This window comes from Oryzibacillus soli (assembly GCF_051594765.1).
Classification (GTDB): domain Bacteria; phylum Bacillota; class Bacilli; order Paenibacillales; family NBRC-103111; genus Paenibacillus_AR.
The window spans coordinates 202,885-220,617 of record NZ_JBPPGJ010000004.1; the positions used below are offsets into that span (position 1 = coordinate 202,885).

The following is a 17,733-nucleotide window of genomic DNA, read 5'->3' on the forward strand; positions in this document are numbered from 1 at the left end:
CGATCAAAGGATTCGCATGCTACCGCCGGGATCCGTCGTTATAGTGAGAAGAGCGTCTTCTTCTTGCTGATGAATGATAGATCCCTATTTTGTCGTGATGGAGGTTCTCTGACATGGCTCATCCCAATATGCACCCCGTACACACCAATCCATTACTCACCCGCCAAGATCTGGCCGCCGCCCTGAAGGGTCTGTGCGGTTCGGTTCAACCCTACTACAGCGAAGGCTTCGCCCGTCTGGAGCTGGCCGGCAGCGGCGCCGCCTACCCGCCCCGGATTGCCGGGTTCGAAGGCTTCTCCCGCCTGCTCTGGGGATTGGCCCCCCTCTTGGCCGGAGGCGGCTTCTACGAGCATTGGTCCCGCCACCTGACCGGAATCAAGAACGGAACGGACCCCCAGCATGAAGAATATTGGGGCGATCTGAACGACTACGACCAACGGCTGGTGGAGATGGCCGCCTTCGGCTTGTCGCTCGTGCTTGCGCCGGAGGCCGTCTGGGAGCCGCTCTCCGAACGGGAGAAATCCAATCTCGCCGCATGGCTGACTCAGATCAACCGCTGCAAGCTGTGGGACTGCAACTGGCTGTTCTTCGCGGTGCTGGTGAATCTGGGGCTCCGCTCCGTCGGACAGCCTTACGACCGTGAGCGGATGGAGGAATGCTTGACGGCGCTGGATGCCTACTATCTCTCGGACGGCTGGTATTCGGACGGCGATGGCGGCCACTGCGATTACTACGGGCCGTTCGCCATCCATTATTACGGACTGTTCTACGCCAAGGTCATGGAGAAGGAGGATCCCGAGCGCTCCCGGCTGTATAAGAGCCGCGCCGAAGAATTCGCCCGGGACTTCATCCACTGGTTCGCCGAGGATGGCTCCGCTCTGCCGTACGGCAGAAGCCTGAGCTACCGGTTCGCCATGTCCTCGTTCTGGGGGATGGCGGTGTACGCGGGCATCGAGCCGTTCCCCATCGGGGTCATGAAGGGTCTGTTGCTCCGTAATCTTCGCTGGTGGTTCCAGCGTCCCATCTTCCATACGGACGGGACCCTGACCGTCGGATATGCGTATCCCAATCTGATCATGGCGGAGAATTACAACTCGCCGGGCTCTCCCTATTGGGCGTTCAAGTCCTTTCTGCCGCTGGCTCTGGGCGAGGACCACCCGTTCTGGACCGCGGAGGAGCTGCCGATGCCCGACCTGCCGCCGGTGTCTGTTCAGAAGCCGCCCCATCTGGTGCTCTTGCGCCGGGATTCGGACCGCCAGGTGCTGGCCTTCAACTCCGGCCACCCCTCCAGCAACGAGCATACCCACACCTCCGCCAAGTACGAAAAGTTCGTGTATTCGAACGTCTTCGGCTTCAGCGTTCCCCGGGCCGAATGGGGGCTGGCCCAAGGCGCCTTCGACAGCATGCTGGCACTAAGCGAGGGCGACAACCTGTACCGGGTGAAGCGCAGGACGGAGGCGTCGGAGGTCTCCGGGGAAATGGTATATGCCGTCTGGCGCCCCTGGTCCGACGTATCTGTCCGGACCTGGATTCTCCCGGGGCTGCCATGGCACGTACGGATCCACCGCATCGAGTCGGGGCGTCCGCTGGATGCGGCCGACGGAGGCTTCGCCCTGGGGCTGGAGGACAGTCCATACCATACCAGCCGAGGGCAGGTAACGGAGAGCGATGCCGCCGTATCGGTGCGGACCGTATTCGGCACATGCGCCGCAGCAGTCCTCTGGGGGAATGGCGCGCCCGCACTGGTCCAGCCCCATTCCAATACCAGCGTGATGTTCCCCCGGACAGTCATCCCTACTGTGAAGGTTTCCCTAGAGACCGGCACCTCTTGGCTGGTGACCGCGTTCTATGGAAGCGGAGAGGGAGCGCCGGACGACTCCGCCGCTATGCCGGTCGCAGCCGTGCATGAAGGCCGCTTAAGCATCCTTCGCCCGGACGGCAGTCCGTGGTTCAGCATGGACATGGAATAACCCCATGCAAAAAGGATTGGTACGGAGCCATGAGCTCCGTCCAATCCTTTTTTTGTGCGCTTCGGGAAGCGAACATTCGCCGAGTTACGGATTCTTCCCCTTCTCCAGAATGAGAGTCCAGGCAGCACCGCCGTCCGTAGAGGTGTAGGCTTGAAGATTGTAAGTCGCAATGGACATTTCTCCGGGCCGTGCCGGATTCACTGCTGCATAGGCCACCGCATCCCCGGTCAGAGCCGGAAGCCGAATGTCCTTCATCTGCTTCGAATCCACCGTGATCCGCACCAGACCGGCCTGATTGGACGCATAGGTGCCAGCAAGCAGGGTGCCGTCCGGGGCGAAGCTAAGAGCCGTAATCTGCTTGCCGGTCAAGAGGGGCTCGAAGGAGCCGCCGGAGTCCTTGGACAGGTACACCCCTAAGACGGTGCCGACGGCAGCCACCGACGGCTGGTCGGGATGAACCGCCAAGGCCGTCACTTCCCCACCCAGCCCTTTCCCGGAGGCTCGGGTCCAGCTTTTGCCGTCATCTGTGGTGAGGTATAGTCCCGGTTCCTTCAAGCCGGTCTGCGGGGCGGGGTTGTAGAGGTAAACCGCATGACTCTTGTAGCCTGCAGCAAGCAGATGAAAGTCGATCTGCCCGTAGTAGGCCAGCGTCTCCAGCGTTGCCCCTCCGTCCGTGCTCCGGACTACTCCCAGCGGGTTCTTCAGCTTGGAGCCGGGTGCCGGATGACCGCTGCTGTAGAAGCCTTGATCCGTGACGGAGAAGCCCATATAGTCATGCTTCTCGCCTAGACCCGAGGACCAATGTCCTCCGGAGAGCACCTTCAGTCCGTCATGTGCTGCGAACAACAGCTTCTGTCCGTCCGCCGTATATCCCATGCCGTGTATATGCTGCAGGGTGACCGAGTCCTTAAGCTCCCGGGACGCCCATACGTTCCAACTGCCCATCAGCACCAGGCCGGCAAGGGCCGCCCAGCTCAGACGCCGGAAGCTCCGGCTTCTGCGAATGCTCTTCGTGTCCGGCAGGAAGGAAGCGGCCAGGAAGACGATCCACAGCACCAGGAATGCTAAGAGCAGATAAGTCCTCCAGCCCATAGCGTCCGTCTGGGCCTCCCCATGTGCCGCATCCGCCCAGATGGTGCCCGGAAAGAGGGTCAGTCCGGCTGCAAGGAACTTCCAAACTGCACATCTTCGTTTCAACGCCTTAACCCCCAATGGATAGATATGGTTTCCCGTTATTCTAACCGAAAAGAATGGAGAAAGTATGGAGTATGTATGGAGAACCTGTGAATCAAGCACCCTAATAGACGCATTCCAATCCATCGGATGGGAGGGAAACGAAGATGACCGGGAAGGATTCCATGATGGACCAAGCGAAGGATTGGGCGAAGGATGGCCTTGACGTCGTTCAGGATACAGGCGATGTCATCGGCGACACCGCCAAAGCAGCGGCCAAGTCGATCGGCCAAGGCGCCTCCGCCATCGCCGGCAACGTAACGGACGCCGCGAAGAAGAAGTAAAGGACAATGGACCGTCAGTCCCGGCTGCAAGCCGGAGTCCGACGGTCCATTCTTCTGTTCGGGCATCAATTCTCGGCCCATGCGGCGATATCGGGATTTTCCAGGACAGCTTGGCCGCTTCCCCGGATTCCGCACCGGATCATAGCGGTCCCCAGCTCCCGGAGCGTCGTCACGTGCCTAGGAAACAGCTTGCGCAGCACCGGATACATCCAGGCGATGGCCCGATAATAGCCATGGGTGTTCTTCAGCCCGGGGGTCGGATGGATGTAGCCGGGCCGGAACATATAAGCCCCACGGAAGGGCAGCTGCAGCAGCGCCTGCTCCGTTCGCCCCTTCACCCGGGCCCACATGCTCCCGCCCCGCCCGGTACCTTCACCGGTCACGTAGCAGAACACCATCCGGGGATTCAAGCGTGCCATCGTTTCCGCCAGACGGAGCGTCAAGTCGTACGTGATCCGGCTGTAATCTTCCTCCGTCCTTCCGACCGAGGAGATGCCCAGGCAATAGAAGCAGGCATCATAGCCCGATAACAGCTCCTCATCCGCCGCCAGCTCGAACAGATCTTCCCGCACAAGCTCCTGAAGCTTGGGGTGGGTTGCCCCGCATGATCTGCGTCCCAGTACCAGAACTCGGCCCACCTCCGGGGAGTGCAGACATTCGTGCAGCACCCCTTCCCCCACCATGCCGGTCGCTCCCGTCAGGATCACGTTCATCGGCTCCGCTCCGTTCATTCTCTCCATGACATTCCCGCCTCTCTGTCCGTTGGTTTCATCACACTGCGCCTCCTATGGTACACTGAATAGACCAAGCAACCAGATCACATTCCGCCGGGAGGGTTAACTATGGCATTCGGAATCAAACGGCAAGAGCTGCAGCTGTGGAAGGAGGCGGTTGCCCGCGGGGAGATCGCCTTCCTGACCCATTATTGGACGGACCCCCGGTTTCCGGCTGTACGGACGGTGACCAAGGTGGGCTGCAGCGATCTTGACAGACTGTCGGCATGGTGCCGAAGACATGGCTTGAACCCTGCCTATATCCACCATCGCCCTCCTTATCCCCACTTCGATCTGCTGGGCCCGAAGCAGCTGGATATTCTGCGCAAGGAGGAGCAATGGGAGCAGATCCGCCGGTTTTTCCGGGTATGATCCGCACCTATGCCCACACCATGCACTTCCTCGTACACTGTTTACCGGTTCCTTCCCCCAACGTCACGCCCTTCTTCTCACGCCCCTGACTCATAGCCCATCTTGCCATTCACCACCGTCATCCGCACCTTCACCTTCAAGAGCTCATCGGGATCTCCCTCCAAGGGACGGTCCACCACGGTAAAATCCGCCGCCTTGCCCGCACCGATTCCCCCCCGCAGATCGGCTTCGCCGGCTGCCAGGGCGCTTCCCTCCGTGAACAGGCGGACCGCTTCCCCCAGCGTCAGCTTCTCGGAGGGAAGATAACCTTCGTGGACCTCCTCCGGCTTTCGCCGCGTCACGACGGCGTGAATGCCCAAGAAGGGGTCGAGCGGCTCAATGGGCGCGTCACTGCCTCCCGCACAAGCCACTCCCGCCCGCAGGAGCGTCCGCCAGGCGTACAAGCCGCCGGTCCGTCCGGGACCGACACGATCCAGCACCCAAGGGAAGTCGCTCGGCACGAACCGGGGCTGAATATCGGCGGCCAGCGGCAGCCTCGCAAGGCGAGTCAGCGTCTCCTCCCGGAGGACCTGGGCATGGATGTACCGGTCCGGCAGCAGGGAACCTCCAGGAAGCGGATGCCGCTCCAGGACGTCCGCCAGCAGTTCCGCGGCCGCATCGCCGATGGCATGGACGGCCACCGGGTATCCCGCTTCCCTCGCCCGGAAGACGATGGCGTGGAGCTCCTCTTCGGAATGGATCGCCGTGCCCCTCGTATGGGGAGCATCGCTGTAAGGCTCCTTGAGAAGGGCCGTCCGGCCGCCGATGGCTCCGTCCGCGAACAGCTTCACTGCTCCAATGCGACACCAAGCATCGCCATCCCCCGCTCGGAGCCCCCGTTCCTGCGCCTCCCGGAGGAACGTATGGAAGAGCAGCTGGTGCGTCCGGAAGGCAAGCCCCTCCTCCTGCAGCTCTCTGTGAATCCGGAGCATCGTCTCTACACTGCCCAAGAAACGGAGATCCTCTGTGTGGGCGGCTGTGAGTCCCAGGCTCAGCGCATCCTGGCAGGCGCGGCGCACCGCCTCCTTCTTCGCGGCATAATCCGGCTGCGGCAGCACGCTCTGGAACGGCACCGACGCCTCCTCGTAGATCCAGCCGTTCAATCTCCCGCCGGCGTCGCGGCCGTATGCACCGTCCTTGCTGTCGGAGACGGAATCCGTGATGCCCGCACGGCGGAAGGCTTCCGAATTGGCCAACTAGGCGTGATAGCAGGTGCGGGTCAAGAATAAGGGATGGCTGCCGGCCGCTTCATCCAATTCGGTCCGATGAGGAGCCTCTGCCGGACGGAATAGATTCTCGTTCCAGTTGAGCCCGAGAATCCATTCTCCGGTCGGCGTTACGGCCGCCCGGCGTCGGATCATGGAGAGCATCTCCTCCTTCGAGGCGATTCCGGTGAAATCCAGCATGCTCCTCTTCAATCCGTACATGCCCAGGTGCATGTGGGAATCCGTCAGCCCGGGCAGCACATAAGCTCCGTCCCAGTCCACGGTACGGTAGTCTCGTCCCGTCAACTGGAGCTTCAGCTCCGCCCCTGGGCCGACGGCGCGGATGATGCCGTTCTCCACATACACGGCGTCCGCTGCGGAGGACAGAAGCCTGGCATCGGGTCCTTCCGGTGCCGGAAACCGAAGATTTCCGTTCAAGTATAGCGTAGCGTTCATTCCACAGCAGCTCCCCGGTTCGATGATTTGAAGAATCGCAGTCTTTTCCACCATTATACAGCCTGTCCGGCCAGAGACGAATAGCCCCAACAATCATGAACGTTTGCGTAATCAAGCACAAAAACGGTACACTCCCCCTCCTTCATGAGGTAAAATAGAAACCAGCACAATTAAAACGTTTAAATGCCATGAATCTATCGAACCTCCGGAGGTCCTGACAGCTATGACAATCTTTGATCTGCCTATTCGCCATAACCCCTTGAAGACCAAGGAAGATCTCCAGGAGGCCGTCCGGCAGCTGTGCCGCCCGCTGGAGCCCCACTTCAGCGAAGGAAAAGCCTGGCTTACGCTCGGCAGCTCCGCCGCGCAGTATGAGGAGGTATCCGCGCTGGTGGAAGCATTCGCACGGCCCTTGTGGGGACTCGTGCCCTTGTCCGCGGGCGGCGGTGAAAGCACCTTGTGGGATACCTACGCAGAGGGCATCCGCAACGGAACGAACCCGGAGCATCCGGAATATTGGGGAGTCACCGACGTTTATGACCAGCGTTTTGTCGAGATGGCCGCATTGGGTCTGGCATTATGTCTTGCGCCTGAGAAGGTCTGGTCGCCTCTTACGGAGGATGAGAAGAAGCGCTTCCGGACTTGGCTGGATCAGATCAACCATTACGATATGCCCCCGAACAATTGGCGGTTCTTCATCGTATTCGTCAATACGGGACTGGAACGGGTAGGCGCCGAGTTCGACGCCGGCTCGAGAGAACGTGCTCTGGAGCTGCTGGACACCTTCTATGTGGGAGACGGCTGGTATTCGGACGGGAAGACCGACCAGCTGGACTATTACATTCCCTTCGCCATGCACTTCTACAGCCTGATCTACGCCAAGCTGATGGAACACCGCGACCCGGAGCGCTCCGCACGCTACAAGGAGAGAGCCCGTCTGTTCGCGCAGGACTTCATCCACTGGTTCGCCGAGGACGGTACGGCGCTGCCCTACGGCCGGAGTCTGACCTACCGGTTCGCCATGTCGGCCCTCTGGGGCGCACTCGCCTATGCCGACGTGGAAGTATTCAGCTGGGGAGTCATGAAGGGGCTCCTGCTGCGCAACCTCCGGTGGTGGTTCCAGAAGAACATCTTCACCTCCGACGGCTTGCTCACCATTGGTTACGCGTATTCCAACCTCCATATGAGCGAGGGCTATAACGCTCCCGGCTCTCCGTATTGGGCCATGAAGGCGTTCCTGCCGCTGGCGCTTGCAGACGGACACCCCTTCTGGACCGCCGAAGAGGAGGAGCTGCCTGCCCGGGCCGAGGTTTCCGTACAGACACACGCGCGGATGATTCTCACCAAAGAGCCCGGCCATGTCGTTGCGCTGACCTCCGGGCAAACCGCCGGCTTCCGGCCCATGCATTACGGGGCTAAGTACGCCAAGTTCGCCTACTCCAGCGCCTTCGGCTTCAGCATCACCAAGTCCAATCTGAATCTGGTGCAGGGCGCATTCGACTCCATGCTGGCCTTAAGCGAGGACGGCTCCTATTACCGGACCCGCCACGAGTGCGAGGAGTACCGGGTCGAGTCAGGCAGTCTGTACTCCCGCTGGAAGCCGTGGAAGAACGTGCAGGTGGAAACCTGGCTCCTGCCCGCCGGTATGTGGCATGTCCGGTTACACCGGATCGTGTCGGAACGAGAGCTCCACACCGCAGAAGGAGGCTTCGCTCTGAAGCGGGTCGGACTGGAGAAGCTCTCCGTGAAGGACGGCATTACGCAGGACGAGAACGGCGTCATGGCCCACTATCCATGGGGAACCAGCGGGATCGTGAACCTGTTTGCCGACGGCAGCCTGACGCCCGAGCTGATCAACGTGGAGCCGAATACGAACCTGATCCATCCCCAGACGGCGATTCCTACCCTGAAAGGCCTCCTTCAGCCGGGCACCCATTGGCTGGCTTCCGCCGTACTGGGGAGCATCGCTCCCGAAGCTCCCGTATCCTTATGGCCGAAGCCTCCAGTCTTGACCGTGTCCCCCGAGGAGCTCCGGGTGGAGCACGGCGGTCTCATCTGGTCCGTTTCCCGATAAGCACCACCCTAATGGAAGAACCCGTTCCCTAGCGCTAGGGAACGGGTTCTTTGGCGTTTTTCCGTGCGGTGCTACTTGGCACCCGTAACCAGGGTGATCTTCCCCTTTTGGAGGGTTAGGCCCGACTCGCTCTTGGATGCGGTGCCGGCAACCTGCACGTAGACCCGGTTCTCGTAGTAGCCGGTAGTGGCCGCGATATTCAGGATCTTGGCCGGCCATTCGCCGGTCCAGGAATAGCCCTGGATGCGCTCCAGTTCGATCTCATTCACCTGATGCTTGATGACGCCGTCCCGTCCGGAGAAGATCGGCTTGTTGGTGCCGATCTCGTAGAAGCGGTACCATAAGGTCTTCGATGGATCCGGCAGGATGTAGATGCCCTTCGGATCTTTCTTGTCGAACTTCATGCCGTCCACCCGGACATCCTGGAAGTAGCGCAGGGCGCTGTCCACAGCCTTCTTCACCGCAGGCGTCTGATCCGGGAGGGACATCAGGTAAGCGATGATGCCGACGGACTCGGAGCCGGAGATGGACGGATGCTCGTAGGCTCGGGCCGGCCGGGGCTCGTAGGTGACCGGATCGCTCTGGGCGCACCAAGCGGTCAGTTGGCCGTTGGCGGTGATCTGGGACTTCAGAATATAGTCGAGACCCTTATCGAGCGAGGACTGAACGGCTTGAATGCCGGCAGCGTCCGCCAGATCGGTGTTGAAGGGGAACTTCTTATCCTTCACCATGGAGAGCACGTACATGACGCGAACCATTGCATTGTCGTTGAACGTCACATAATCCGAATAGTTCCCCCGCGCAGGGTACACCTGAGGCCACCCGCCTGTGGGGTACTGCATCTTCAGGAGCATGCCGATGCCCTTCAGAGCCGCTTCCTTGTAGCGGACATCCTTGGTTGCGCCGTACATATAGGACAAGAACAGAATCTCGTCCGTGGTAGCATTGTTGTCGATGGTGGCCAATTCCACACCGTTATTATTGATCCAGCTGGAACGTTTTTCCTTGCCGTCCCAGGCGCCTTTCTCGAGAACCAGCTTGGGCGTCTCCTTGCTCCAGCCGCCGTCCAGCTGATAGGTCAGGATCTGGTCGGCCGTCTTCTTGTCCTTCTCCAGATCACCGGTGTAATAGGCGGCCTTCAGATAAGGGATGGAGGATGGGGCAGCTGCCGGCAGAATGGTCCCGTCCGCCTCCAAGGCTTCTTGGACCTCCAGGGTGACGACGGTCTGGCCGTTGGCGCCTGCGGCCGCCTTCACGCTTTTCACCGTCAGAGTCCGGTCCAGCGCGGGATTCAGGTCGGCCCACTTGGCGGTCGGAGCGGACAGCTGAAGGTCGGAGGCCTTGAAGTCGCTGACCTTCCCGTTCAACACCACCTCTACGGTATGGGCATTCACGGCCTTGGCGCTCAGCACCTCCATATATCGCACTTCCTCGATGGCCTTCTTCAGACGGGCCAGCTCATCCGATCTCAGCACGGCCTCGGGACCGAAGGTACCGTCCGGCAGGGCCGCCATCAGACCGGCCTCCGTCACGGCGCCCACATACGCCTTGCTCCAATAGGAAATGGCCTGGGCATCCTTATATACGTCCGCCGCAGCAGCATTGAGAGCCAGCTTCTTCGCCTTGGCCACGATAACGGCCGCCTGTTCCCGGGTGACCGTTTCCTGCAGACGGGCGGTCCCGTCCGGGAAGCCGTTCATCAGACCGGCGTAGCGTGCTTTGCCCAGCAGGATGCTGTCCGAAGAATTCGCTTGAACATCCTTGAAGGGAGCCGAGAACGCCGATTGCTCCTTCACGTTCAATGCCTGGGTGACCGCCTCCAGCAAGGATGCCCGGGTTACGGGACCTGCCGCTTCCGCTGCGGAAGCGGCGGATACGGTCCACGGACCGGCGGCCAAGGTGAAGGCCACTGCGGCGGATAACACCTTAGCGGGATACTTGCGGCTGAACCTGCTGCGGTTGCCGTTGCTGCTTATACTCATACTCGAATCGCTCCTTATGTACCCATGGTAGAATGACAAGGCTCTCACATTGCGCATTCGTCTGACCATTGTCATTATAGAGCGATCCCCCGCGCAATCACCATAATCATCAGATCAGAACCTTGCAGATACGCGCCTCCGGCCGGCGGATTTGCTCCCCATTGCACCGAAAGTGTGATTTATAGGCCGGCTGGCTCCCATCTGCTGATTCAGGTTAATTGCTGCATATCCGATGCAGCCGCCGTCAATGCTCCGGCTTCCTGCGCACCAGAGGCCCGATGGCCTCTGCCAGATTCCGTCCGATCTCAATCATGCCGTGGTGATTCGGATGAAGCAGATCATGGGACAGGCCGCTGTACCGGGTCAGGAGCGTCCGGCCGTCTATGTAGTGGAGGTTGGACAACCCCGACTCCTCCACGATCCGCCGGAGCGTGTCCCGGTACTCCTGGGCCGTGGCCGCCGGGTGCCGATCCGGCCATGCCAAGCCGAAGTCAGCGAAGCTCGGAAACAGCCCGATGCACACCACCGGCTTGCCCGGGTTCCGACTGGCCACGGTGTATGCCATATACGAGGCCTTGTCCGAGTATTCCGCCAAACTTATCCCTTGGTTCAGCATATTGATGGAGATGCACAGGCTGGCCACGTCCCAGTCCCGGCGGACCGCTATGTAGTCGGCCAAGCCCGGCTCGCAGTGGCAGGAGCCAGCCGCACCTAGATTCAGCACATCCGCCCCCAGGTGCCGCCCGGCCTGCATCACATAGGTGACGTCCGGCACCGATGCCGCCTCCCCGAAGGTGATGGAGGTGCCGTAGGCCAAATACGTGAGCTCCGGTGTTTCGCCGGGCAGCGGTGGCCGGACGGCTTCCCCTTCGATACCATGGAGGCAGACCCGGCTGCCGTGCAGCAGGATCCGCCAGACCTGCCTCGAGAATGCCAGCGGCTCCGGCTTCACCGCTTCATGCAGCAGGTGGTAGGGATGCTGAGGCTCCATCCGGACCGGGACGGGAGTCGGGGTCAACGGCACCGTTCCGCAAGGGAAATCCCCGTAATACAGATAGGCCGTCCCATTCCCGTCCGGACAGGACAGGGTGACGGTGACGGGTTTCCCCTCGATGCTCACGAAGCGGATCTCGCTTGCTCCCGCCCGCCGGTACTGGGCTTGAGTGCTCTCCCGAAGCAAGGCCCCGACACTCCGGGGGACCCGCTCCAGCATGAAGCCCCCCTCCACCGGCGCGGCTTCCTCTATATTGTGCAGCCATACGTTTCCGAACAACATGAGACATTATCCTTTCGTAACGATTATCGATAATACGGAATGAAGAACTGTCTTAACCAGAATACCTCGAAGCTGGAAAAGTTTCCAGGCTGAATCATGTCCACCAGCGTCTTGCTCGTACTCCTCACTTCTCAGATCCATCACCTGCTGATGCAGAGATCGGGATCCCTCCCCAAGAGACATTCGTGATGCAACCGGCTGACCGGCTTCATTCCGGTGTATCACAGGTAAATGCGCTTTCGCGGCAGCGTGCTTGATATTGTGATAGCAGGCGTATACAGTATTGTAAGAGGTGGAAAAAGTGATTTAACAAAATTCAAGTCCTTAACGATTCAGGTAGGCCATTAGTTGGTTTGCTGAAAAGTCGGACTGGCAGGGAGTAATTTAATGGCGTATGCATACTTGGCAATCTCTATCATTAGCGAGTTAATCGGCACATCGATGCTTAAGGCATCTCAAGGTTTTACCAAGTTATATCCCACGTTCTTCACGCTTGTCGCCTATGTTTGCTCGTTCTACTTTATCTCTCTTACCTTAAAAACACTTCCCTTAAACATGACTTATGCCATCTGGTCAGGAATAGGAGCAGTTGCAACAGCACTCATTTCTGTATGGATTTGGAAAGAAAAATTAAACACAGGAAGCATCGTCGGAATTGCTCTCATCGTTATTGGGGTAGTTGTACTAAACTTATTCGGAGCTGGACACGGAGAGGCAGAGAAAACAACAGCTTCGATTGTCCAGGAATAAGTCCTGTTTGAGACTCAGGTGAAGAAGCTGCCGTAAGCGAGTTAAAGTATCATGTGATTCACGCTTCGTTCAGCAGCTTCGCAAAGCGCACTGAGATATCGATGCCCTCCTTCCAGTCCGCTCTCCCCTCGATTGCCCAGCATGCTTCAAGCACACCGCGAGCAATGCCCCACTGAGCAATGCGGCTGCGATCAAGTCCAAGTCGCTCCGACATCATCTCCACACGGCGGATGAGGACCGTATCGCAGTCACCGTCCCTATCGACATAATTGAGTAAAAACTGGATCGTCTCAAAGTAAATATCTCCCATTATACCTTTTGGATCGATGACCACCCAGTCGTCATCACCCTTGCGTAGAATATTCCCATGATGCAGATCGCCATGAATGAGCACCGATTCGGTGGTTGTCGTAAGCAGCTCCTCTAATGCCTCTTCAGCCCGAACGACCCAATGCTCGGGTAGTGGACCATTGGAACCGAAGCGGTTGCGATAACGGGCTATTCCACCAAACCATTTTCGCATCGTATGGAAATCCCCATCATCGCCGACAAACGGACTACGAAGACGTCTGAAAACCTCACAGAAAATTTCTGTCGCCACCCTGTCATCCACCGTAGCGGACAGTGGTGTACCTGGGATAGCACGTTCAAGCACAGCTGCGCCGAGTTCATCATTCCATTCAATCACTTGAACGGCCCCTTTCCCCTCGAACGCGGTCAAGGTTCGCATCTCTTTGGCAAGATCGTCTTTCATGAACGAGAGTTTGAGTACGATTGCCTTCCCCTCTCTATTAACTCCATGCGCGATATAGTTATAAGACAAATTGTCAAATGGCGCCTCCACCTTAATGCCAAAATGCGCCTCACTCTTAGCGATCAACTGTGGCAGCGAACGAACCCATTCTTCAACATGCGAACCGTATACGGATACCATTTTCTCATGGAAATTGTCCGGTATTCTTTTCATAATTTTGCTTAGATCTCCCTTCCAGCCTGATGTTCACCTCGTGTATTTTGACAGCGAGGGTTCTATATCCTTCAATTTCCATTCAACTCACCGGTGGCCTTGCATGATGGGGTGTACCGCTATCACCCCCAATAAAGGGATTCCCCGATTTCAACCGAATAAATGGATGATAAAGGGATTGTTAAAAAGGAGGAAGGAAGTGCCTATTTTACAAGCAGTTTTTATAGATAGGGACGGAACAATCGGCGGAACGGGACACTTCATTCATCCGAAGGACTTCTCCTTGTTTGAAGGTGCACAGGATGCCATTAACGAACTTAAAGCGGCTGGTATAAGAGTATTTGCATTTACCAATCAACACAGGATATCTAGAGGGCAAGCTTCTATAGACGATTTTAAAAGGCAATTTTCTGAGTTCGGCTTTGACGATTCATTCATATGTCCACATGGCAGCAACGAAAGCTGTGATTGTAAAAAACCAAAACCAGGAATGCTGTATCGAGCTGCGGAACAATATAGGTTGGATTTAACGAAATGTATCGTTATTGGAGATGTCGGGGATACCGATATGCTTGCTGCACATGCGGTTGGTGCAATGAAGATTATGGTAAAAACCGGGTGGGGAGAAGGGTCGCTTACGGAGTACAGATATAAATGGGACGAAACCACTCCAGATTTTATAGCTCAAAATATAAATGATGCAGTAAAATGGATTTTTTCGAGTAACTCACCCATGAGATTACGATAGCGCTTAGGTGGTGCCACATGAAACTCAAAGGGACGATGACAGAACAAGCATATCGAAAAGAATTAATAGCATCTAAACATCATTTATTCAATGACTCATCCATGCGTAGGTTTTTGAACGTAATTAGAGAGACATTTCCTACGATGACGACAGCGCACGTCTTATCTTGGACACCTGAACAAGGTGAAGATATCATTAGCTTTCTTGTTGATACTCACTCCGTTATAACTGTTGAGCTGGATCGTTATGAAAAAACAATGGCTCCAATAGTTGAAGTGTATCCAATTGAGAATTGGATGAAGGGTCTAAGTAAAACCTTTCAGATTAAAATCGCAGTAGCCTTCGATTTAGTTAAGAACGATTTGATTCAAGGCGGATAAGTTGATTGCAGCAACAAATCAGCTCGACCGCCATCCGGCCCATGCCCGAAGGGTAGAGAGCCAACACCCGGTCCCGCAGCCAAACCAACGTCGGCTATTGCGACAATAACGGGCAGCATATTTTGCCCTTGTTTTTATGCCCAAGAAAATGGTAACATTTATGGGAACACGTGTTTGCGATTGCTTGAATGCGAGACGATTTTATCAAAGTTTTGAGTTCGAACTTTCTTGTTATCTTGGAGGGATACATGGATATTATTGAATTTCAACAATGGGTTAAACAGTATTACAAGAATCGCAACTGGTCAGACTTAGATATCTTTGTCCGTATTGGATTTCTTGCTGAGGAAACCGGGGAAGTAGCTCGCGCAATTCGTGCATTAGAGATTGGCAGGGATCGTCCGGATGAGGTTTCAGGCACATTTCAAGAGAACAAGATGGAATTGACGGAAGAACTTGGTGATGTGTTAGGAAACCTCATTGTGATTGCTAATAAGTATGATATCTCTCTTGAAGATATCTTAATCTCGCATAAACAAAAGCTTCAAGCACGTTACTCAGAAACTTAATGAAATGGGAGATCGGTTATGAAATCAGTCGCAGTATTTTGTGGTTCTAGTGAAGGAAGCTCCTCCATTTTCAAAGAAAGCGCAATAAAATTGGGCCAAGAGCTTGCCAAACATCAAATCACTCTTATTTACGGCGGAGCTAATGTCGGACTGATGGGAATTGTTGCGGATGCTGTTCTGGAACACGGAGGTTCTGTTATTGGAGTGCTCCCTCAATTTCTCCAGAATCGTGAGATCGCGCATAAGGGCTTAACAGAGCTTATCATGGTAGACTCCATGCACGAGCGTAAAGCAAAGATGGCTGAATTGGCAGATGGATTTATTGCTCTTCCTGGTGGACCCGGAACGTTAGAAGAGTATTTTGAGATCTTTACATGGGGTCAGTTAGGATTGCATCAAAAGCCATGTGGATTACTAAATATCAATCATTATTTTGATCCCATTGTATCCATGTTTGATACGATGGAACGCAACCATTTCATGCAGTCAAAGTATCGTGCTATGGTCATTTCGGATGATACGCCAGAAGGGATCCTGAAGCAATTCTCCATATATAAGGCTCCTTCAGTCAAAACGTATCTCACCGAACAGCGCACTTGATTCATGAAACTGAACATGCCCGCAGACAAAAAGACGGCCCGAGTCCCAACTATGTTGGGGTCCGGGCATTCTCAGCAGGTTCAATATCACTTAAAGCCCTTCCTTCACATACAGGCAAGTCTCGATGTTCCGGTTCCGGCTGTTGCGGAACGTCTTCTCCAGCGTGAAGTCCAGCTTCTCGGCAACCGCTCTGGAGGAGGTATGGTCCGCGGGCATATTCGCACAGATCCGTGGGAGCCGCAGCGTATTCAGTCCATACTCCAGCATGGACCGCGCCGCCTCAAGGCCGTAGCCGTGGCCCCAATGCCGGGAGGACACGATGTAGCCCAGATCGTATTCGGCCGCACCGTCGAGCTCCTGGCGGATCAGACCCACATCCCCGATCAGCTCCCCCGTATCCTTCAACTCGACCGCCATCCGGCCCATACCCGAAGGATAGAGGGCTAATGCCCGGTCCTTCAGCCAACGCTCGCTCTGCTCCAAGTCGAAGGGCGCCGGCCAGAAGCTCATTGTCAACGGATCGGACAAGAGGCCATGAAGCTCTGCCAAGTCCTCTACCTGGTACCGCCTGATTCGCAGCCTTTCGGTGTCCATGATATTCCCCCTCGAGCCAGACAAGACTAGAAGTCCCTCCAGCTCTTGCCGCTCCAGAGCCGGTAGTGCCGGAGACTCCAGCAGTGCCTCCACTAGCCCGGCATGGATCCGTTCGGGATGTCTCTTCAGATGCTCCAGGATGAGAGCCGCCTTTTCTTCCCGTCCCATCAGGCTGTAGGCGACGAACCAGACTTCCGGGGCAGAAACGGGAATGCCTTCCCACTCCCATCCGACCCGGACCGGAAGCTCCACCTTCCCGAGCTCCGTCTGCATGGCGAAATTCCCGATCACATCCGCGTTCAAGGAGGGGATGCTGATGCGATACCCGCTGGCGAACGGGGCCGTACCGCAGCCCAGCTCCTCCCAATCTAAGCCATGGAGCGCTTGAAGAAGCTCTTCCTTCTTACATTCCACGGACAAGTCCCAGTCATTCACCACTTGAACCAAGCCCATAGCGTGCAGCATGCCGCTCCCGCCCAGAGCAAAGCGAATCCGGTGTTTCCGTAGCCGGTCCACAACCGGATAGATAGCGCTTGGATGCATCATCAACCCGCCCTTTCTCCAATATCGTGTCCCGGTAGCTAACAGCACTGCAGGCTCAGCCAGACACGGTCAAACTGTCTCTCCCGCAGATCCTCCTCACGGATCCAGAAGTAGAGCCGTCCGGAATCGCCCCACATCATGCCAGCTTCCTCCTCGGAATCGACCTGCAAGAGAAGCCTCCATGCCGCTGCACCGGCTTCCAGCTCGGCCCGACGGGGATCCCTGTAGCCGCTCCCGTCTCCGCAATACAGGCCATTGCTGGCCAGTTGGCATTCCAGCTGCATATCCCCCTGGATCAAGCCCGGATGGCCGAGCAGCTGATGGGTCACCGAAGTGGTCCGGTTATATTCTCCCACTTCTTCGGCCAATTGGAGATAGCGCTCCCTCTGCTCCGGGGACCAATCCATCGACCGCAGGCAGAAGCTTTCATAGTCCGGCAGCGTGGTTTGCACCGAGCACCGGCCGATCCTTGCAGCCCCGAAAGTGCCCTGCTCTACCAGCTCCTCCGGTTCCTCCCGCCGCACCAGGTCTGTCAGGGATTCGAAGTATTGCACCTTCCACCTGCCCCGGTCCGCCGGATCGAAGCCCCAAGGCTGCTCCAGCGCGTCATAGAAGAAGCTCAGCATCCCCTTACGGGGCAGCTCTGGCGGCTCACAGCCGAGCTGCTCCAGATTCACCTGTGCGATAAAATGCAGCGGCCGGCCCTCATAAGCCGGCCATTCGGCGGAAGGAGGCAGATCCGGCCTCCCTCCTATTTTGGAATGAGCCGCGGGTATGTCCTCCTCCTCCGCCGGTTCCGTCCACAGCCGTACCGACTCCAGCGCCTGCCGGACCAGCACCGGCTCCTGTAGTCCGCTGGCTTGAATGCGGGCCAACACATTAGGATCCATCGTAATGATTCCTCCCATTCACTAGAGT

General features: G+C 57.1%; 16 protein-coding genes and 1 pseudogene. 9 read left to right on the forward strand and 8 right to left on the reverse strand.

Annotated elements, in window-relative coordinates:
• Positions 1–113: 113 nt before the first annotated feature.
• Positions 114–1,970 (forward strand): DUF2264 domain-containing protein, encoded by a 1,857-nt coding sequence (locus ACSEXW_RS06945; protein ID WP_438445384.1) that lies wholly within the window; start codon positions 114–116, stop codon positions 1,968–1,970.
• 84 nt (positions 1,971–2,054) lie between these two features.
• Here the strand turns inward: ACSEXW_RS06945 and ACSEXW_RS06950 are convergent, their stop codons facing one another.
• Complete coding sequence (locus ACSEXW_RS06950; RefSeq protein ID WP_438445385.1) at positions 2,055–3,167, reverse strand: F510_1955 family glycosylhydrolase; 1,113 nt, start codon at positions 3,165–3,167, stop codon at positions 2,055–2,057.
• 143 nt (positions 3,168–3,310) lie between these two features.
• Between ACSEXW_RS06950 and ACSEXW_RS06955 the strand changes: the two genes are divergently transcribed.
• On the forward strand, positions 3,311–3,487 hold the full coding sequence (locus tag ACSEXW_RS06955; RefSeq protein WP_438445386.1) for a hypothetical protein: 177 nt from the start codon (positions 3,311–3,313) through the stop codon (positions 3,485–3,487).
• Between the two features lie 65 nt (positions 3,488–3,552).
• Here ACSEXW_RS06955 and ACSEXW_RS06960 read toward each other — a convergent pair whose 3' ends face one another.
• Positions 3,553–4,227, reverse strand: a complete 675-nt coding sequence (locus tag ACSEXW_RS06960) for an NAD-dependent epimerase/dehydratase family protein (RefSeq protein ID WP_438445387.1) — start codon at positions 4,225–4,227, stop codon at positions 3,553–3,555.
• 102 nt (positions 4,228–4,329) lie between these two features.
• Between ACSEXW_RS06960 and ACSEXW_RS06965 the strand changes: the two genes are divergently transcribed.
• Positions 4,330–4,632: a hypothetical protein gene (locus ACSEXW_RS06965; RefSeq protein ID WP_438445388.1), complete on the forward strand. Its 303-nt coding sequence runs from the start codon at positions 4,330–4,332 to the stop codon at positions 4,630–4,632.
• A 77-nt stretch (positions 4,633–4,709) separates the two neighbouring features.
• Here the strand turns inward: ACSEXW_RS06965 and ACSEXW_RS06970 are convergent.
• A pseudogene (locus tag ACSEXW_RS06970) lies at positions 4,710–6,332 on the reverse strand (amidohydrolase).
• A gap of 223 nt (positions 6,333–6,555) precedes the next feature.
• Here ACSEXW_RS06970 and ACSEXW_RS06975 point away from each other — a divergent pair.
• Positions 6,556–8,406, forward strand: coding sequence for a DUF2264 domain-containing protein (locus tag ACSEXW_RS06975; RefSeq protein ID WP_438445389.1), 1,851 nt, complete (start codon positions 6,556–6,558; stop codon positions 8,404–8,406).
• 71 nt (positions 8,407–8,477) lie between these two features.
• Here ACSEXW_RS06975 and pelA read toward each other — a convergent pair whose 3' ends face one another.
• Positions 8,478–10,388, reverse strand: coding sequence for a pectate lyase (gene pelA, locus ACSEXW_RS06980; RefSeq protein WP_438445390.1), 1,911 nt, complete (start codon positions 10,386–10,388; stop codon positions 8,478–8,480).
• Positions 10,389–10,632: 244 nt separating this feature from the next.
• Positions 10,633–11,664 (reverse strand): SGNH/GDSL hydrolase family protein, encoded by a 1,032-nt coding sequence (locus ACSEXW_RS06985; RefSeq protein ID WP_438445391.1) that lies wholly within the window; start codon positions 11,662–11,664, stop codon positions 10,633–10,635.
• 387 nt (positions 11,665–12,051) lie between these two features.
• On the opposite strand from ACSEXW_RS06985, the gene ACSEXW_RS06990 reads away from it, so the two are divergent.
• A complete protein-coding gene (locus ACSEXW_RS06990) occupies positions 12,052–12,414 on the forward strand; it encodes a DMT family transporter (RefSeq protein ID WP_438445392.1) in 363 nt (120 codons plus the stop codon).
• 58 nt (positions 12,415–12,472) lie between these two features.
• On the opposite strand, the gene ACSEXW_RS06995 is transcribed toward ACSEXW_RS06990, so the two are convergent.
• Complete coding sequence (locus tag ACSEXW_RS06995) at positions 12,473–13,381, reverse strand: aminoglycoside phosphotransferase family protein (RefSeq protein ID WP_438445393.1); 909 nt, start codon at positions 13,379–13,381, stop codon at positions 12,473–12,475.
• Between the two features lie 199 nt (positions 13,382–13,580).
• Here ACSEXW_RS06995 and ACSEXW_RS07000 point away from each other — a divergent pair, with 199 nt between their 5' ends.
• The 4 genes from ACSEXW_RS07000 to ACSEXW_RS07015 all read left to right on the forward strand — a co-directional run bounded on the left by ACSEXW_RS07000 (position 13,581) and on the right by ACSEXW_RS07015 (position 15,678).
• A complete protein-coding gene (locus ACSEXW_RS07000) occupies positions 13,581–14,129 on the forward strand; it encodes an HAD-IIIA family hydrolase (protein WP_438445394.1) in 549 nt (182 codons plus the stop codon).
• A gap of 17 nt (positions 14,130–14,146) precedes the next feature.
• Entirely contained in the window at positions 14,147–14,509 is a 363-nt protein-coding gene (locus ACSEXW_RS07005) for a hypothetical protein (protein ID WP_438445395.1), read from the forward strand.
• 248 nt (positions 14,510–14,757) lie between these two features.
• A complete protein-coding gene (locus tag ACSEXW_RS07010) occupies positions 14,758–15,078 on the forward strand; it encodes a MazG nucleotide pyrophosphohydrolase domain-containing protein (RefSeq protein ID WP_438445396.1) in 321 nt (106 codons plus the stop codon).
• An 18-nt stretch (positions 15,079–15,096) separates the two neighbouring features.
• A complete protein-coding gene (locus tag ACSEXW_RS07015) occupies positions 15,097–15,678 on the forward strand; it encodes an LOG family protein (RefSeq protein ID WP_438445397.1) in 582 nt (193 codons plus the stop codon).
• A gap of 90 nt (positions 15,679–15,768) precedes the next feature.
• On the opposite strand, the gene ACSEXW_RS07020 is transcribed toward ACSEXW_RS07015, so the two are convergent.
• Positions 15,769–16,818 (reverse strand): GNAT family N-acetyltransferase, encoded by a 1,050-nt coding sequence (locus ACSEXW_RS07020; RefSeq protein ID WP_438445398.1) that lies wholly within the window; start codon positions 16,816–16,818, stop codon positions 15,769–15,771.
• A 35-nt stretch (positions 16,819–16,853) separates the two neighbouring features.
• Positions 16,854–17,705, reverse strand: a complete 852-nt coding sequence (locus ACSEXW_RS07025; RefSeq protein WP_438445399.1) for a YwqG family protein — start codon at positions 17,703–17,705, stop codon at positions 16,854–16,856.
• Between the last annotated feature and the right edge of the window lie 28 nt (positions 17,706–17,733).

Coding starts and splice junctions, on each gene's coding strand:
- ACSEXW_RS06945 (WP_438445384.1), top strand. CDS start 114: ATGGCTCATCCCAATATGCACCCCGTACACACCAATCCATTACTCACC.
- ACSEXW_RS06955 (WP_438445386.1), top strand. CDS start 3,311: ATGACCGGGAAGGATTCCATGATGGACCAAGCGAAGGATTGGGCGAAG.
- ACSEXW_RS06960 (WP_438445387.1), bottom strand. CDS start 4,227: ATGGAGAGAATGAACGGAGCGGAGCCGATGAACGTGATCCTGACGGGA.
- ACSEXW_RS06965 (WP_438445388.1), top strand. CDS start 4,330: ATGGCATTCGGAATCAAACGGCAAGAGCTGCAGCTGTGGAAGGAGGCG.
- ACSEXW_RS06975 (WP_438445389.1), top strand. CDS start 6,556: ATGACAATCTTTGATCTGCCTATTCGCCATAACCCCTTGAAGACCAAG.
- pelA (WP_438445390.1), bottom strand. CDS start 10,388: ATGAGTATAAGCAGCAACGGCAACCGCAGCAGGTTCAGCCGCAAGTAT.
- ACSEXW_RS06985 (WP_438445391.1), bottom strand. CDS start 11,664: ATGTTGTTCGGAAACGTATGGCTGCACAATATAGAGGAAGCCGCGCCG.
- ACSEXW_RS06990 (WP_438445392.1), top strand. CDS start 12,052: ATGGCGTATGCATACTTGGCAATCTCTATCATTAGCGAGTTAATCGGC.
- ACSEXW_RS06995 (WP_438445393.1), bottom strand. CDS start 13,381: ATGAAAAGAATACCGGACAATTTCCATGAGAAAATGGTATCCGTATAC.
- ACSEXW_RS07005 (WP_438445395.1), top strand. CDS start 14,147: ATGAAACTCAAAGGGACGATGACAGAACAAGCATATCGAAAAGAATTA.
- ACSEXW_RS07010 (WP_438445396.1), top strand. CDS start 14,758: ATGGATATTATTGAATTTCAACAATGGGTTAAACAGTATTACAAGAAT.
- ACSEXW_RS07015 (WP_438445397.1), top strand. CDS start 15,097: ATGAAATCAGTCGCAGTATTTTGTGGTTCTAGTGAAGGAAGCTCCTCC.
- ACSEXW_RS07020 (WP_438445398.1), bottom strand. CDS start 16,818: ATGATGCATCCAAGCGCTATCTATCCGGTTGTGGACCGGCTACGGAAA.
- ACSEXW_RS07025 (WP_438445399.1), bottom strand. CDS start 17,705: ATGGATCCTAATGTGTTGGCCCGCATTCAAGCCAGCGGACTACAGGAG.